Annotated in this window: 12 protein-coding genes; 3 read left to right on the top strand and 9 right to left on the bottom strand. The window is 73.4% G+C overall.

Going from position 1 to position 14,478, the window contains the following annotated elements; all coding sequences use genetic code 11:
- Nucleotides 1–48: 48 nt before the first annotated feature.
- The 4 genes from ACH4SL_RS03875 to rsmI form a co-directional block, all read right to left on the bottom strand.
- Entirely contained in the window at nt 49–1,179 is a 1,131-nt protein-coding gene (locus ACH4SL_RS03875; protein ID WP_398441760.1) for a ubiquitin-like domain-containing protein, read from the bottom strand.
- A gap of 198 nt (nt 1,180–1,377) precedes the next feature.
- Nucleotides 1,378–2,250: a TatD family hydrolase gene (locus ACH4SL_RS03870; RefSeq protein WP_398441758.1), complete on the bottom strand. Its 873-nt coding sequence runs from the start codon at nt 2,248–2,250 to the stop codon at nt 1,378–1,380.
- Between the two features lie 56 nt (nt 2,251–2,306).
- A complete protein-coding gene (locus ACH4SL_RS03865) occupies nt 2,307–2,648 on the bottom strand; it encodes a hypothetical protein (protein WP_398441757.1) in 342 nt (113 codons plus the stop codon).
- Between the two features lie 391 nt (nt 2,649–3,039).
- Nucleotides 3,040–3,903 (bottom strand): 16S rRNA (cytidine(1402)-2'-O)-methyltransferase, encoded by an 864-nt coding sequence (gene rsmI / locus ACH4SL_RS03860; RefSeq protein WP_398441756.1) that lies wholly within the window; start codon nt 3,901–3,903, stop codon nt 3,040–3,042.
- Between the two features lie 192 nt (nt 3,904–4,095).
- Between rsmI and ACH4SL_RS03855 the strand changes: the two genes are divergently transcribed.
- The 3 genes from ACH4SL_RS03855 (at nt 4,096) to ACH4SL_RS03845 (ending at nt 8,323) form a co-directional block, all read left to right on the top strand.
- Nucleotides 4,096–5,817, top strand: a complete 1,722-nt coding sequence (locus tag ACH4SL_RS03855) for a dolichyl-phosphate-mannose--protein mannosyltransferase (protein ID WP_398441900.1) — start codon at nt 4,096–4,098, stop codon at nt 5,815–5,817.
- 181 nt (nt 5,818–5,998) lie between these two features.
- Nucleotides 5,999–7,630 carry a penicillin-binding transpeptidase domain-containing protein gene (locus ACH4SL_RS03850; RefSeq protein ID WP_398441755.1) on the top strand — a complete coding sequence of 544 codons (1,632 nt, stop codon included), beginning with the start codon at nt 5,999–6,001 and terminating at the stop codon, nt 7,628–7,630.
- 234 nt (nt 7,631–7,864) lie between these two features.
- A complete protein-coding gene (locus tag ACH4SL_RS03845) occupies nt 7,865–8,323 on the top strand; it encodes a MarR family winged helix-turn-helix transcriptional regulator (protein WP_398441899.1) in 459 nt (152 codons plus the stop codon).
- 37 nt (nt 8,324–8,360) lie between these two features.
- Here ACH4SL_RS03845 and ACH4SL_RS03840 read toward each other — a convergent pair whose 3' ends face one another.
- The 5 genes from ACH4SL_RS03840 to ACH4SL_RS03820 form a co-directional block, all read right to left on the bottom strand.
- Nucleotides 8,361–9,476 (bottom strand): FAD-dependent oxidoreductase, encoded by a 1,116-nt coding sequence (locus tag ACH4SL_RS03840; RefSeq protein ID WP_398441754.1) that lies wholly within the window; start codon nt 9,474–9,476, stop codon nt 8,361–8,363.
- Between the two features lie 142 nt (nt 9,477–9,618).
- Nucleotides 9,619–10,065, bottom strand: coding sequence for a pyridoxamine 5'-phosphate oxidase family protein (locus tag ACH4SL_RS03835; protein WP_398441753.1), 447 nt, complete (start codon nt 10,063–10,065; stop codon nt 9,619–9,621).
- Between the two features lie 123 nt (nt 10,066–10,188).
- Nucleotides 10,189–10,995 (bottom strand): SDR family NAD(P)-dependent oxidoreductase, encoded by an 807-nt coding sequence (locus ACH4SL_RS03830; protein WP_398441751.1) that lies wholly within the window; start codon nt 10,993–10,995, stop codon nt 10,189–10,191.
- 4 nt (nt 10,996–10,999) lie between these two features.
- Complete coding sequence (locus ACH4SL_RS03825) at nt 11,000–12,175, bottom strand: serine hydrolase domain-containing protein (RefSeq protein WP_398441750.1); 1,176 nt, start codon at nt 12,173–12,175, stop codon at nt 11,000–11,002.
- Between the two features lie 244 nt (nt 12,176–12,419).
- Nucleotides 12,420–14,228, bottom strand: coding sequence for a glycoside hydrolase family 6 protein (locus ACH4SL_RS03820; protein WP_398441749.1), 1,809 nt, complete (start codon nt 14,226–14,228; stop codon nt 12,420–12,422).
- Between the last annotated feature and the right edge of the window lie 250 nt (nt 14,229–14,478).

Raw genomic sequence — 14,478 nt, 5'->3', positions numbered from 1 at the left:
TAATGCCCCCGGCGGGCACCCCCGGCCCGGCGCGGGCTCAGCGCGGGCTCAGCGGCGCAGCCGCCTGCCGCAGACGGGCCAGGGCGCGGTGCCGCGGGCGGCGTACAGGCGCCGGGCGCGCAGCGTCTGCTCGGCGGCCGAGGCGTCCTGCGGGCGGCCCCGCCCGCCCATGCTGCGCCAGGTGCGCACGTCGAACTGGTAGAGGCCGCCGTAGCGCCCGGAGGGGTCCACGGCGTGCGGGCGCCCGCCGGACTCGCACGCGGCGAGCGCGGCCCAGTCCAGCCCGCCGCCCTTCCCGCCGGTCCCGTGGGCCGGCCGGGGGGCGGGGGCGGGAAGCGGCCCGGTGCCGACCCGTACGACCTCGGTGACCGGCTGCCGGGTGATCCGGCTGCCCAGCAGGCGCGGCGCCCCGGCCACGCCGTCGACGGTGCGCACGGCGTACGACAGCTCGCGCACCCCGGCGCGCCCGCGCCGCTCCACCCGGCTCGTCCCGCGCGGCAGCCCCGCGTCCGAGTGCCGCACGGTGCGGTACGGCACCGGCTCGCGGCGCACCGTGCCGGTGTCGCGGACCCGGCGCACGGTGAGGGTGCGGCCGTCGTCCGGGAAGGCGTCCGGCGCGGGCGCCAGCGTGTCCCCGGCGGCCAGCAGCACCCCGGCGTCGGCGACGGCCCCGCGCGCGGTCACGGCGTGCGTGCGGACGAGGTGCGCCCGGCCGTCGGCCACGACGGTCACCCGGCGCAGCGTCCGCACGTCCAGCGCGAGCCCGCGCCGGCCGATCGCGGCGCCGCGCGAGGCGTCCAGCAGCGCGCCGTCCGCCCGCACGCCCAGCTGCCGCAGGGCGGCCGAGACGGTCGTCGCGGTGGTCCACACCCGGCGGCTGCGCCCGTCGAGCGTGAGGGTCAGCGGGCGCCCGTACCGTACGGCCACCGCGTCGCCGTCGTGCAGCGGGTGGCCGGGGGCGGGCGCGACCAGGTCGTGCGCGCCGACCGCGATGCCCTGCTCGCGCAGCACCCCGGCGACGTCGGACGCGGACGTCCGCACGGTCCGCGCGGACCCGTCGACGCTCAGCCGCACGGTCGCGGCGCCGGCCACGCCGGCTCCCGTGCCGCCGGCGAGCATCGCCACGACGAGGGCCTGCGGTACGAGCCTGCGCACGTTTCCGGCAAGGTGAATGCTCACGACGCCGGACCTTAAAGCCTAAAAGCGACACAAGTGCGCATTCACCCGCGTACCGGGCGGGCCGCGTGTTGCGTACGCCCGGCCGGCTCAACCGTCGCAGCCGAAGGCCCGGGCAGGCTCGGCGGTAGTAGCCGAACGCCGCTGCCGGCTCTGTCGGCTCTGTCGGCTCTGTCGGCTCGGCCGAACACCCCTTTCGGCTCAGCCGTCGTAGCCGAACGCCCGCGCGGTGTTGGCGGCGACCGCGGCCGCGAGCACGTCCTCGTCGTCGCCGCGGGCCGCGGCCATCGCGCGCAGCGTCAGCGGTATGAGGTAGGGCGCGTTGGGCTGCCCGCGGTGCGGCACCGGCGGCAGGAAGGGCGCGTCGGTCTCGACCAGCAGGAGCTCGCGCGGCGCGACGGCCGCCGCGTCCCGCAGATTCTGCGCGGACTTGTAGCTGACCGTGCCGGCGAAGGACATGTAGTAGCCGTGCTCGGCGCACACCTTGGCCATCTCCGCGTCGCCGGAGTAGCAGTGGAAGACCACCCGCTCGGGCGCACCCTCCTCCGCCAGGATGCGCAGCACGTCCGCGTGCGCGTCCCGGTCGTGGATGACCAGCGCCTTGCCGCGGCGCTTGGCGATCTCGATGTGCCGGCGGAAGGAGTGCTGCTGGTCGGCGACGCCGTCGGGGCCGGTGCGGAAGTAGTCGAGGCCCGTCTCGCCCACCCCCAGGACCTGCGGCAGCGCGGCCAGCGCGTCGATCGCGTCGATCTCCGCGTCCAGCCCGGCCCGCCCGCCGCCCTCCGGCTGCGCCACGACCCGCGGTGCCTCGTTCGGGTGCAGCGCCACCGACGCCCAGATGCGCTCCCAGGCCGCCGCCGTCTCGGCCGCCCACCGCGAGCCCGCCAGGTCGCAGCCCACCTGGACGAGCGTGTCCACACCCACCGCCGCGGCCTGCGCCACCGCGTCGGCGACCGTGCCGGACTGCATGTCGAGGTGCGTGTGCGAATCGGCCACCGCGATCCGCAGCGGCGCGGGCGCCGGCGGGGGTGTGCGGTCCCGGTCCTTGCCGTCCCTGCTGCTCCTGTCTGCCATACCGAAGATCCTAGGGACCACCACTGACATCCGTACGGCCGGAGCCGGTCGGGCCGTCAGGCCGTCCCGCGGTGGCGGTGCAGGAAGCGCAGGGCGGACCGGTGGTGCGGGCGGCGCTCATGGGCCAGATGCCACGGCTCGACGGCCTCCACGCCCGCGACCCGCCCCGAGCGCATGATCCGCACGCGGTCCCCGCCGCAGTTCGCGCACGCGGGGCGGGTCAGCGGCGACGGCACGGCCACGCCGTCCGCGAAGTACGTCACGCTCCCGCGGCCGAAGGCGTCCACCTGGTGCTCGATCTCGTACGCCTGCTCCCAGCCGTACCCGCAGTTCAGGCACGCGAAGGAATACGCCTCCCGCACCCGCGGCTCCGCGCCGCTCCCGACTGTGCCGCTCATCACCCGCTCCTCCGCTCGCCGCCCTCCGGGCCGAGCCACCCGAACGGCCCCCCTTCCAGCGAACCTCTCCCCCGAACGGCCGGCAACCCCGGGGGGCGGCGCGTGCGGCGCGGGGTGAGCGTTTTTCGCGCGGGGCGCGTTTCGGGGGCTCCGCGCTGGTAGGGGCGGCACGTGCGGCGCGGGGCAACAACCAGGGGGCGCGGGGAACTGCGCGACCAGCCCCCACCGGGGCGCGGGTCGTCACCGGCCCAAAGGGTCTCTTCGGTCCGTACCGGACCACCGGCCGGTGGTGGGCTGAGCGCGCAGTCCCCGCGTCCCCGGGCGCGCCCCGCGCGGCAGCGCACAGCCCCAAGCGCCCGCCCCGCGCAAGGGCAGCCCCCGAGCGGCGAGCTCAGGAAGCGGCGTGCTTCGCGGCCACCACCGCGTCGAAGACGTCCCGCTTCGGGACCCCCACCTGCGCGGCCACCGCCGCGATCGCGGGCTTGCGGCCCTCCCCGGCGGCCTCCCGGACGGCGACGAGCCGCGCGAGCTCTTCCGGTCCGAGGTCCGCGGGCGCCGCGGCCGGCGCGCCCTCGACCACGACCGTGATCTCCCCGCGCACCCCGTCCTCCGCGGCCCAGCGGGCCAGCTCGGCGAGCGGCCCGCGCCGCACCTCCTCGTACGTCTTGGTGAGCTCGCGGCACACCGCCGCGCGCCGCTCCGCGCCGAAGACCTCGGCCATCGCGGCGAGCGTGTCGTCGATGCGGTGCGTCGCCTCGAAGTAGACGAGCGTGCGGCGGTCCGCGGCCACCTCGCGCAGCCGGGCGAGGCGCTCACCGGCCTTGCGGGGCAGGAAGCCCTCGAAGCAGAAGCGGTCGACGGGCAGCCCGGAGACGGCGAGCGCGGTGAGGACGGCGGACGGCCCCGGCACGGCGGTGACGGTGATGCCGCGCTCGACGCACGCGGCGACCAGCCGGTAGCCGGGGTCGGAGACGGACGGCATCCCGGCGTCCGTGACGAGCACCACCCGCGCCCCGCCCGCCAGCGCCTCGACCAGCTCCGGGGTGCGCCCGGCCTCGTTGCCCTCGAAGTAGGAGACGACCCGCCCGGCGGGCTCGATCCCGAGCGCTGCGGTGAGCCGGCGCAGCCGCCGGGTGTCCTCGGCGGCGATCACGTCGGCCCCGGCGAGTTCCGTGCCGAGCCGGGGCGGCGCGTCGGCGGGGTCGCCGATGGGGGTTCCGGCCAGTACGAGGACGCCTGCGGCTTGCGTGGTCACCGCCCCAGTCTCGCACCGCCCGCGGCGCCCACGGCGCGGCTCACGGCGTCGCGCGGCCGGCCCCGCGGTGTTCCGCGGCCCGTCCCGCCGCCCGTTCCGTGGGGATGACGGAGCCGGGTTTACGGACAAACAGGGGCGCCCGGCGCCGACCCTCATCACATTTTCAGAGGCGTTCCCTACGATGGGCCGGTGATGAGTGAGACCGCGACGCAGGACCGGGCCGCCGAGGATGTTCCGGCCGAGGCGCAGCCGAGCCCCTGGGCTCAGCGGCTGCGCAGGTTCGGGTATGCGGAGCGGCCGCGTACGGACACCAGGGAGCGCCTGGTGCCGCCCTTCCCCGAGCCGGGGACGCGGTTCTGGCAGTCGCTGGGCCTGGGCCCGGCGCGGGCCCGGCTGGTGGCCAAGGCCAACGGCTGGCTCGCGCCGATCCTGGTGGCGGTGCTCGCGGGCGGCCTGCGCTTCTGGCACCTGGGCACCCCGCGCGAGGTCGTCTTCGACGAGACGTACTACGCCAAGGACTCCTGGTCGCTGCTCAAGCTCGGCTACGAGGGCACCTGGCCGGACGCCAAGATCGCCAACCCCGACATCCTGGGCCATCCGCAGACGATCCCGCTGTCCGACTCCCCCGGCTACGTCGTCCACCCGCCGGCCGGCAAGTGGGTGATCGCGCTCGGTGAGTGGATGTTCGGCATGAACCCCTTCGGCTGGCGCTTCATGATGGCGCTGCTCGGCACCCTGTCGGTGCTGATGCTGTGCCGCATCGGCCGCCGCCTCTTCCGCTCCACCGCGCTGGGCTGCCTGGCCGGGCTGCTGATGGCGGTGGACGGGCTGCACTTCGTGATGAGCCGGATCGCGCTGCTCGACCTGGTGATCATGTTCTTCGCGCTCGCGGCGTTCGGCTGCCTGCTGGTCGACCGCGACTGGTCGCGGGCCCGGCTGGCCCGCGCGCTGCCGGTCGACGAGGAGGGCTGGGCGGGCCCGGACCGGCAGGTCGGCGGGCGCAAGGGCATGGGCTGGCGGCCGTGGCGTATTGCCGCGGCGGTGTGCCTGGGCCTTGCGGCGGCGAGCAAGTGGAACGGCCTGTACTTCCTGGCCTTCTTCGCGCTGCTCACCCTCGCCTGGGACATCGGCTCGCGCCGCCTGGCGGGCGCCCGCAACCCGTGGCTCGCGGTGCTGCGCAAGGACTTCGGCTGGTCGGTGCTGACGATGTTCCCGGTCGCGGTGCTGACGTACCTGGCGACCTGGACGGGCTGGTTCATGTCCGACGCCGCCTACAACCGGCACTGGGCCGACCACCGCGGCGGCACGTGGTCGTGGATCCCGGCGCCATTGCGCAGCCTGTGGCACTACGAGTACGAGGTCTACCAGTTCAACGTCACGCTGCACACGCCGCACCCGTACCAGTCCAACCCGTGGAGCTGGCTGGTGCTGGGGCGGCCGGTGTCGTACTACTTCGAGTCGCCCAAGTACGGCGAGCAGGGCTGCCACGCGACGGGCGGCTGCTCGAAGGAGATCCTGGCACTGGGCACCCCGCTGCTGTGGTGGTCGGCGTGCTTCGCGCTGCTCTACCTGCTCTACCGCTGGGTGATGCGCCGCGACTGGCGGGCGGGCGCGATCCTGTGCGCGGCGGGCGCGGGCCTGCTGCCGTGGCTGCACTACCAGGACCGTACGATCTTCTACTTCTACGCGGTGTCCTTCGTGCCGTACCTGTGCCTGGCGGTCGCGATGATGGTGGGCGCCTTCCTCGGCCCACCCGGCTCCTCGGAGAGCCGCCGGATGTGGGGCGCGGTCGGCGCGGGCACGCTGGTGCTGCTCATCATCTGGAATTTCATCTACTTCTTCCCGATCTACACAGGTATGACCATCCCCTATACCGGCTGGCAGTCCAGGATGTGGTTCGACTCCTGGGTGTGACCGGCGGTTCCGGCGGCGCGGCCGCCGGGACACATCGGGGACGAAGCCGTGTTGCATTCGAGACCTGTCCCGTCACACCCGTCCCGTAAAGTGCGCTGGGAACGCGATCATTTGAACGCGTTCAGGGGTGGGGACAGGGGGACTCGGGATGCCATTGGCGCCTGGAGCGAAGATCGGGATCGTGGGAACGGTCCTGGTCGTCATGCTGAGCGTCGCGGGATACGGCGCGTACAACATCTACAGCGGCCTCAACGACGACGGGGGCGGCGGGAGCAGCAGCAAGGATCGCACGATCGCGGACACGGCGGAGCCGGTCGCGGCCGAGGACATCACCAAGACGGCCGCGGCCTTCCTCGCCGCCTGGTCGGCCGGTGACGTGAAGAAGGCCGCGGTCCTCACCGACTCGTTGCAGACGGCGACGGCGGCGATGACGTCGCTGACGCAGGACGGCAAGGTCAGCAAGGTCACCGCGACGCCGCAGCCGCTGAACGGGACCACCGTGCCCTTCACGGTGAAGGCGACCGTCTCGTACGCGAACCTGCCGCCGAAGGAGTGGGACTACAGCTCCCAATTGACCGTCGATCGCAACCTGAGCGGCCAGCCGGTCGTGAAGTGGACGCCCGACGTCCTGGTGCCCGGTGTCCAGGAAAACCAATCGATTATCACTGGCGAGGCGACCTCGCCGCAGCTGGACCTGGTGGACCGCAAGGGCAAGGTCATGACGGCCGACAAGTACCCGGGTCTGACCGACGTCTTCACCGACCTGCGGCAGCGCTACCCCGGCACGGGCGGCACGCCGGGCATCGAGACGTACATCGCCGACGCCCAGCAGAAAACCGTCAAGACGCTGCTGGTGGTCAAGCCCGGCAAAAACGCCCAGCTGCAGACCACGCTGGACGCCACACTCCAGGCCGCGGCGGAGAAGGCGGTCACCTCCGAGACGCAGGCGGGCGTCACCGCCCTCGACACCAAGACCGGCGCGATCCTGGCGATGGCCAGCAACCCGCCCGGCGGCGTGAACTACGCGCTGGCGCTCAAGGCCCCCGGCTCCACCTTCAAGATCGTCACGGCCACCGCACTGATGCTGGCCCCGCATTCGAGCGCCTACCCGAACGGGATCGGCCCGAGCTCAGCCGCCCGGTGCGTCGACGGCTACAACGTGCCGGGCGGCAAGCAGTACCACAACGTCACCCGGGACAACCTCAAGGCCGACCTGGCCTGGGACTTCGCCCAGTCCTGCAACACCGGCTTCATCCGGCTCTCCGCGAACCTCACCCAGCCCGACGGTCTCGCCCAGGTCGGCAAGAAGTATTTCGGCCTCGGCGGCAAATCCCTGCCCTGGTTCGTCGGCACCGGCACCGGCGACGGCAGCATCCCCGGCGGCACGGGCGACGAGTTCACCTCGGAGATGATCGGCCAGGGGCAAGTGCTGATGAGCACCCTGAACATGGCGTCGGTCTCCGCCACCGTGGTCAACGGGCGTTTCCTGCAGCCGACGATCCTCCAGGACAAGAAGCTGATCGACCACCGCACCACCATCTCCACCACCCGGCTGCCCAGCTACGTGCAGCAGGGGCTGAAGCAGATGATGAAGCAGACCGCCGACAGCGGCACCGCGGCCGGCCTGCTCAGGGGTGTCGACAGCCCGTACGGCGCCAAGACCGGCTCCGCGGAGGAGAACCAGGGCCAGGCCGACGGCTGGTTCACCGCCTACGCCGGCCATGTCGCGGCCGCGGGCGTGGTCGTGGGCGGCGGCCACGGCAACGACTCGGCCGGACCGATCGTCGCGGCCGTGCTCAAGGCCGCTTCCTGACGGCTTCTCCCGGCGTCCCGCCGGACCGAGCGGTCCGGCGGGACCCGCCATCCCCCTCCCGGGGCGGGGCCCGCCGGCCGCGGCGAAGAACGGGCAGGCGCACGCGTACGCACGCCGCCCGTCCGGACCCCCCGTCGTCTGCGACAACAGTAGGCGGAGGGTCTGACAACGCCCCGCCGCCGCAGCCGCGGCCCCAGTACCCTGAACGCCATGGGCAAGGACGACGGCGGGCACATGAGCATCGCGACCGCACTGGTGCGCGCCGCCTTCCTCGTCAACGCCGTCTACGCCGAGACGGCTCGCGAATACGGCATCACCAGCCAGCAGGGCCAACTGCTGTGCGTGCTCATGCCGCAGCCGCGCGGGATGGCCGACCTCGGGGAGACGCTGGGCCTGGCCAAGTCGAGCCTGACCGGGCTGGTCGACCGCACCGCCCAGCGCGGCCTGGTGCGCCGCGAGCCCGACCCGGAGGACGGACGGGCGGTACGCGTCGCCCTCACCGGCGAGGGCTCGACACTGGTCGACGCCTTCTACGCCGAGACGTGCCGGCGCGTCGAACTCCTCCCCCAGGGGCTGCCGCCCGCCGACCGCGAGGCCATGGCCGGGCTGCTGGGCCGCGTCGTGACGGACAACCAGGTGCCGGTGGTCTTCCTGGACCACGACGAGGCCCCGCCCCGCACCCTCCGCCGCTGACGTCAGCGGCGGAGGTACGGGGCGGGGCTCCGACTGCTCAGGCGGTGCCGAACAGCTCGGCGAAGCGGCCGATGAAGAGATCCGCGCCCTTGTACTCGGCGACGGCGGAAGCGGGCAGCAGCGTGGGCGGGCCGTCGGGCTCCTCGGCGGGCACCTGGCCGACACCGCCGTGCGGCCCGAGCGGCAGCAGCACCGAGGGCACCGGCGAGGGCGCGTACGTCGCGGCGGGCCGCTCGCCGCGCACCTGCGCGGCGATGTTGGCGGCCACGACCGCGGCGTGCTTCATCGCATAGCCCGCCATCTTGGCCTCGGCGAGGTCGGTGAGGTCGCCGAGCGCGTACAGCCGCTCGTGGCCGCGCACCTGGAGGGTCGCGGTCACCCGCACCTGCCCGCCCTCGGTCAGCGCAGCGGCGTCCAGGCTGCCCGCGAGGTAGCCGCCGTTCACCCGCACCCCGTGGCAGCGGAACCAGATGTCCGCCTCGATCGTGTCCCCCGCCGTGGTGGCCACGGCGAACGCGCCCGCCTGCCCGGCGGGCGTCGCCGGCTGCGCGGCGAGCGCGGCGCCGAGCCGCAGCTCCACGCCCAGGCCGGCGAGCTGGCGGCGCAGGTCGGCCCGCAGCTCGGGCGCGAAGGACGGCATGACCTCGTCCGCCGGGTCGACCACGGTGATCCGCTTGCCCGGCCACACCGCGGCGATCTCCCCCGCCAGTTCCAGCCCGACCGGCCCCGCCCCGGTGATCAGCACGCGCTCGGCCGCCGACAGCTCCTTGTGCGCCAGCCGCAGCCGGTCGAGCGCTTCCGCGGCGGCGTCGCTGTCGCTCTTCGCCGGAAACGGGTAGTCCGACCCGCTGGCCAGCACGACGTAGTCCGCCGCGATCCGCCCGCCACCCGCGAGCGTGACCCCGCGCCCATCGCTATCGATAGCCGCCACCCGATCGTGCACCACCCGCCCGCGGACCATCAGCCCGTCGTACGGGAAGAAGATCTTCCCGGCCCACTCCGGCTTCACCAGCGCCCGGAGCGACCCGGCCGCGTGCACGAACGCGTCCTTCGGCTCCACGAGAACGACGTCCACCCCGTCCTCCGCGTCCAGCGCCTTGGCGACACTCGACCCGCCGTACCCACCGCCGACGACCACCACGGTGCTGCTCATGATCGGCACTCCATAATCGATAGGAGATCTTCATTCGTGATACGAACCATAATAGTTCGTATCACGAATGACAACCTCATAAGCTTCCCAGCGCGCCGCGTCCAGCCGGGCGAACGATCAGCCGACCGGGCGCCGGCGCCGGTCAGGCGTCCTCACGGGCGGGCACATAACTCAGATCGCGTGCGGTCAGCGACGACGGTGCCATGCGCAGCCACACCGTGCCGTGCTCGGCAGGGTCCGCGTGCAGGTAATGGACGAAGCGCGGGTCCCAGCGCGACTCGTCCGCGCCCAGATGGCGGACGAGCTTGCGACGCCCGCGCGGCACGTCGAAGGGCACCAGTTCGGCCCGCCCGCGGGCGGTGACCTGGCGCACGACGCCGGTCGCGGTGTCGCACACGTCCACCACGAGCGCGATCCGCGGATCCGCCGCGACACGCCGGTGGAGCCCGGTCGACGGCCGGGTGAGCACCCAGAAGGCGCCCTCCTCCCACAGGAACCACACCGGCCGGACCGTCGGCCCGTCCGTCGCCACCCGGGCGGTCAGCGGCAGGCCGAGGAAGAGGTCGACGTCGAACGGCGGAGTCGTCATCCCCGCATCCTCGGCGGCCCGGCGCCGCCCCCGCCACCCGGACCTTCGCCTTACGCCGGTGTCCCTACGCCTACGTCCCGAGGCCGCCGTCCCGCGGCCCGACGCGCGCCGCGGCCCGGCCGGCTAGAGCGCGTCCCCCGCCTCGGCGGCGCCGACGGCCGCCGTGAAGCCGGGGTTGCTGATCAGGATGCCGCCGTCCACCGGCAGCGTCACCCCGGTGATCCAGGCCGCGTCGGACGACGCGAGGAAGGTGACCGCGCCCGCGATGTCGGCGGGTTCGCCGACCCTGCCGAGCGGGTAGAGCTGCGCAGCGGCGTCGACCATCGACTCGCGTCCCGCCCAGGCCGGGGTGCGGACGGTGCCGGGCGCGACGAGGTTGACGCGCACCCCGCGCGGCGCGGACTGCACCGCGAGTGTGCGGGTCAGCGACATCAGCCCGGCCTTGGCGGCGCTGTAGGAGTGGTTGCCGAAGTAGGAGAGGCCGTTGACCGAGCCGATGTTGACCACCGCCCCGCGCCGGCCGGGCGCGGCGGCCAGGTGCGGCAGCGCCGCGCGGGTGCAGCGCATCGCGCCGGTCAGCGTGACGTCGAGGTCCAGCCGCCATTCCTCGTCGTCCTCGTCCTCAAAAACACCGGCGTGCTCGGCGCATCGATAGGCGTTGTTGACGAGCACGTCCAGCGTCCCGAAGGCATCCACGGCGCGGGCCACCGCCGCGTCCACGGCCTGGCGGTCGGCGACGTCGCAGCCGCACCCCTCGGCCCTGCCGCCCGCTGCGCGGATCGCGGCCGCGGTCGACGCGGCGGCCTCCGCGTCGATGTCGGCGATCAGTACCCCGGCGCCCTCGGCGGCGAACCGCCGCGCGGTCGCCTCCCCGATACCGCGCGCGCCGCCCGTGACGATCACACCGTACGACTCGAAGCGTCCGCCCATGCGGTCAGCGTATGCACTCCCTGAGCGCCCTGACCAGAGCCTGTGCGCGGGGGTCGGCCGTGACGTTGCGCTGCATGCCGTTGGTGACGTAGCCGAAGCCGGTGCCGGTGTCCGGGTCCGCGAAGGCCAGGCTGCCGCCGCGGCCCGGGTGGCCGAAGGAGCCGGGGCCGAGCATCGGGGCGGCCGGGCCGTGCAGCATGTAGCCGAGCCCGAAGAGCGTGTTGACGACCAGCACCCGGTCGGGCCCGTCCGACTCCGGCGTCCTGGCCGCCGTCACCGTCGCGGGCGCGAACAGCCGGGGCCCGCCGTCCACCTCGCCGACCAGCGCCCCGTAGAAGCGCGCGAGCGACCGGGCGGTCGCGATGCCGCCGGAGGCGGCCAGCTCGCCGGCGCGATATGCCGGGTCGTTCTCGTCGGGCAGCGGCGTGATCGCGGCGAAGGCGCGCCGGGTGAGCGAGGCGGGGTCGGCGTAGGCATCGTGCACGGAGCGCTTGGGCCGGCTGCGCAGCGCCCCGGACACGGCCGGCTCGGGCGCCGCGGTGTCGGCGATCGCACCGACCTGCCCCACCCGGTCGTCCGGCAGGCCTATCCACAGGTCCAGACCGAGCGGCCGGGCTATCTCCTCGGCCGTGAAGCGGCCGATCGTCCGCCCCGAGGCGCGCAGCACCAGCTCGCCGGTGAGCCAGCTGAAGGTCTGCGCGTGGTAGCCGTGCTCCCGGCCGGGCGTGAAGAGCAGTTGCTGAGCGGCGACCGCGCGGGGCCCCGACGCCCCGTCGAGCGCCTGCTGCGGGGTCAGCGGCTCGTCCAGCGCGGGCACTCCCGCCCGGTGGGCCAGCACGTCGCGTACCGTCACCCGCTCCTTGCCTCGGGCCTTGAACTCCGGCCAGTAGGCACCCACGGGCGCGTCCAGATCGAGCTGGCCGCGCTGGTGGAGCAGCAGCAGGCAGGCCGCGGCCACGCCCTTGGTCGCCGACCGCACCGTCTGCGCCGTGTCCTCACGCCACGGCCCGCCGCCGCCGGGGGCCGCCGTACCGCCCCACAGGTCGACGACGCGGCGCCCCTCCCGGTAGACCGCGACCGCCGCGCCGCGGTCGCCCCGCCGGGCGAAATTCCCCGCGAAGGCGGCGCGTACCGGCTCGTAACCGGGCTCCACCCACCCGTGCACCTCGATGCCGTCCATCGGCCGCCTCCTCTCCGCCGGGCCGCCGCCGCCCGGTGGGGCGGCTGTGTCCGCTTGCTGCTGCGCGTCCCCTCCATGGTGCACGAGGGGTACGACAACCGGCCGCGGGGGGACGGTGGCGAGGCGCGGAGGCCGGGCGGGGCAACGGCGGCGGGCCCGTACCGGGACCGCGGTCCGGGTCTGGTGACCCGGATGCGGCCCCGTTACGGGCCCGGTGGGGGGATCCGCTATCGGCTGCTGTCGCTTACGAGAGCGGCGGGTATGCGTTGGCGATCAGCTGGTGGAACTGGGCCGAGAACCAGTGGCCCGCCAGCGGGGAGTTGGGCAGCGCGCCAGTCGCGTTGTTGCCGTTGCGCGCGTTGCCGCCGTAGGTCGGGTCGCACATCTGGTCGAAGCCCTTGCCCTCATCGTTGCTGATGGCCTGGCTCGCACCGTCGGACTCACCCGGCGGCTTGATCCACACGTAGGCGTCGATGTTGGCCGAGGGCGAGGCCGTCGGCCGCGCTCCGATGCCCGCACCGGACTGGTTGCACCAGTTGCCGGCGTGGATGCGGCGGTCGATGCGGCCGCCGTCGACGTAGGTGTCCACGCTGGTCGTCGCGCCCGGGCCGGTGGGACGGTTCGGGCCGCCCCAGCCGTTGCGGCCGGTGTCGATCAGCATGCCGATGCTGGACGGGAAGCCGTCGGAGATCAGCTGGTTGCGCAGGCCGAGCGCGTACGACTGCTCGTCCACGTAGTTGTTCCAGTCGACCCACTTCGACTGCCGCACGGAGGTGCCGTTGGGGCTGTCCGTGATCTTGAAGTTGGGCTCCACGGTGGCGCTGTAGTTCGCCGTGTTGACGATGAAGCCCTGGACGTCGGCCAGGCTGGCGCCGTTGGACGTCGCGACCTTGTAGAACTCCTGGGCGGACGGGCCGAGGTTGCTGTCCCAGCCCAGCCAGGCGTGGTGGCCGGCGTCGATGTAGTTGTAGGTGTTGCCGAGGGCACCCAGCTTCGAGAGGGCGTAGCTGACGCCCTTCTCGTAGTTGCCGTTCGCCTTCATCGTCTCGCAGGCGCTCGTCGAACCGTCGGTGCCACCCGCGTTGGTGACGAGGTTCGGCAGCGAGTCGGGCTCGATGATGTTGACGATGCGCAGGTTGGAGTAAGCGGCGTTGCCCTCGATCGCGGTGATCGGGTCGATGTAGTCGGTCTGGTACTTGCCGATCTCCGTCGCACCCAGCTCGCCGTTGGAGGCGAGGGCGGCGCAGTCACGGCCCGGCAGGTCGTAGATCACGAGCTCGATCGTCAGCGGCTGGCCCGCGGCCTGCTGGACGGCCGCGTCCAGGTGCGCCTTGAGGCCCATTCCGCCGTTCACGCCGTTGATCGCGGCGATCCGGTCGAGCCACACGGCGGTCGACTGGTTGGCGATGGCCTGGCCGCCGTCCGCAGCGGCCTGGGAGGACCACTCGGAGTTGACGTAGCCCTTGGCCCCGACGTAGGGGTTGTCCACCTTCTGACCAGGCGGAGGCGTGGTCGGCGGGGTGGTGGGCGGAGTCGTCGGAGGCGTGGTCGGCGGGGTCGTCGGGGGCGTGGTCGGCGGAGTGGTGGGAGGCGTGGTGCCGCCCGTCGAACCGCCGGTGGTGCCACCGGTGCCACCGCAGGTGACGCCGTTCAGGGTGAACGAGGTCGGCTTGGCGTTGGTACCGCTGTACGTACCCTGGAAGCCGAAGTTCGTCGTCCCGCCGGTCGCGATCGCCCCGTTGTACGACAGGCTCGCGGCGTTGACGGCCGCACCCGACTGGGTGATGGTGGCGTTCCAGCCTGAGGTGACCTGCTGGTTGCCGGCGAAGGTCCAGCCGAGTTTCCAGCTGGTCACCGCGGGACCGGTGTTGGTGACGGTCACCGACGCGGTGAATCCGCTGCCCCAGTCGTTGAGGCTGTAGTCGACCGAGCAACCGGCCGTGGCCGCCGCGGCGGACGGGGCGTTCAGCGCGGCGGCAATACCGCCGGAGGCTATGACCATCAGACCCGCGGCAATGGCCGCGGTTCTGCGTCGGACTATCGGGACTGCCATGTGCGAACAACCTCCATAGGGGGGATGGGCCTTTCGAAACGGCTTCGAGAGGCCATGGGAGGTGGTGCAGTGATTCTTGTTTCGGTTACACGCTCTTAACGTGGGAGCGCTCCCATAGTGCGGAGCCCTCCTGCTCCTGTCAATGCTTGAAGCACGACAAGGCACGCACGTCCGGGCGCAGTTGCCCCTCAAGCCCGCTGTCCGCGCAGGTCACGCGGGTCAGCGCCGCGCGGGACCAACCGCCGTACGC

Source organism: Streptomyces sp. NPDC021020 (genome assembly GCF_044333285.1).
Classification (GTDB): Bacteria; Actinomycetota; Actinomycetes; order Streptomycetales; family Streptomycetaceae; genus Actinacidiphila.
Note: the sequence above shows the minus strand (reverse complement) of the source record. Positions and strands in the feature narration are given on the sequence as shown.

What these genes read in the sequence shown, in the direction of transcription:
- ACH4SL_RS03825 (WP_398441750.1), bottom strand. Translation starts at nt 12,175, where the DNA reads ATGGACGGCATCGAGGTGCACGGGTGGGTGGAGCCCGGTTACGAGCCG.
- ACH4SL_RS03865 (WP_398441757.1), bottom strand. Translation starts at nt 2,648, where the DNA reads ATGAGCGGCACAGTCGGGAGCGGCGCGGAGCCGCGGGTGCGGGAGGCG.
- ACH4SL_RS03845 (WP_398441899.1), top strand. Translation starts at nt 7,865, where the DNA reads ATGAGCATCGCGACCGCACTGGTGCGCGCCGCCTTCCTCGTCAACGCC.
- ACH4SL_RS03840 (WP_398441754.1), bottom strand. Translation starts at nt 9,476, where the DNA reads ATGAGCAGCACCGTGGTGGTCGTCGGCGGTGGGTACGGCGGGTCGAGT.
- ACH4SL_RS03855 (WP_398441900.1), top strand. Translation starts at nt 4,096, where the DNA reads ATGAGTGAGACCGCGACGCAGGACCGGGCCGCCGAGGATGTTCCGGCC.
- ACH4SL_RS03820 (WP_398441749.1), bottom strand. Translation starts at nt 14,228, where the DNA reads ATGGCAGTCCCGATAGTCCGACGCAGAACCGCGGCCATTGCCGCGGGT.
- ACH4SL_RS03835 (WP_398441753.1), bottom strand. Translation starts at nt 10,065, where the DNA reads ATGACGACTCCGCCGTTCGACGTCGACCTCTTCCTCGGCCTGCCGCTG.
- ACH4SL_RS03830 (WP_398441751.1), bottom strand. Translation starts at nt 10,995, where the DNA reads ATGGGCGGACGCTTCGAGTCGTACGGTGTGATCGTCACGGGCGGCGCG.
- ACH4SL_RS03870 (WP_398441758.1), bottom strand. Translation starts at nt 2,250, where the DNA reads ATGGCAGACAGGAGCAGCAGGGACGGCAAGGACCGGGACCGCACACCC.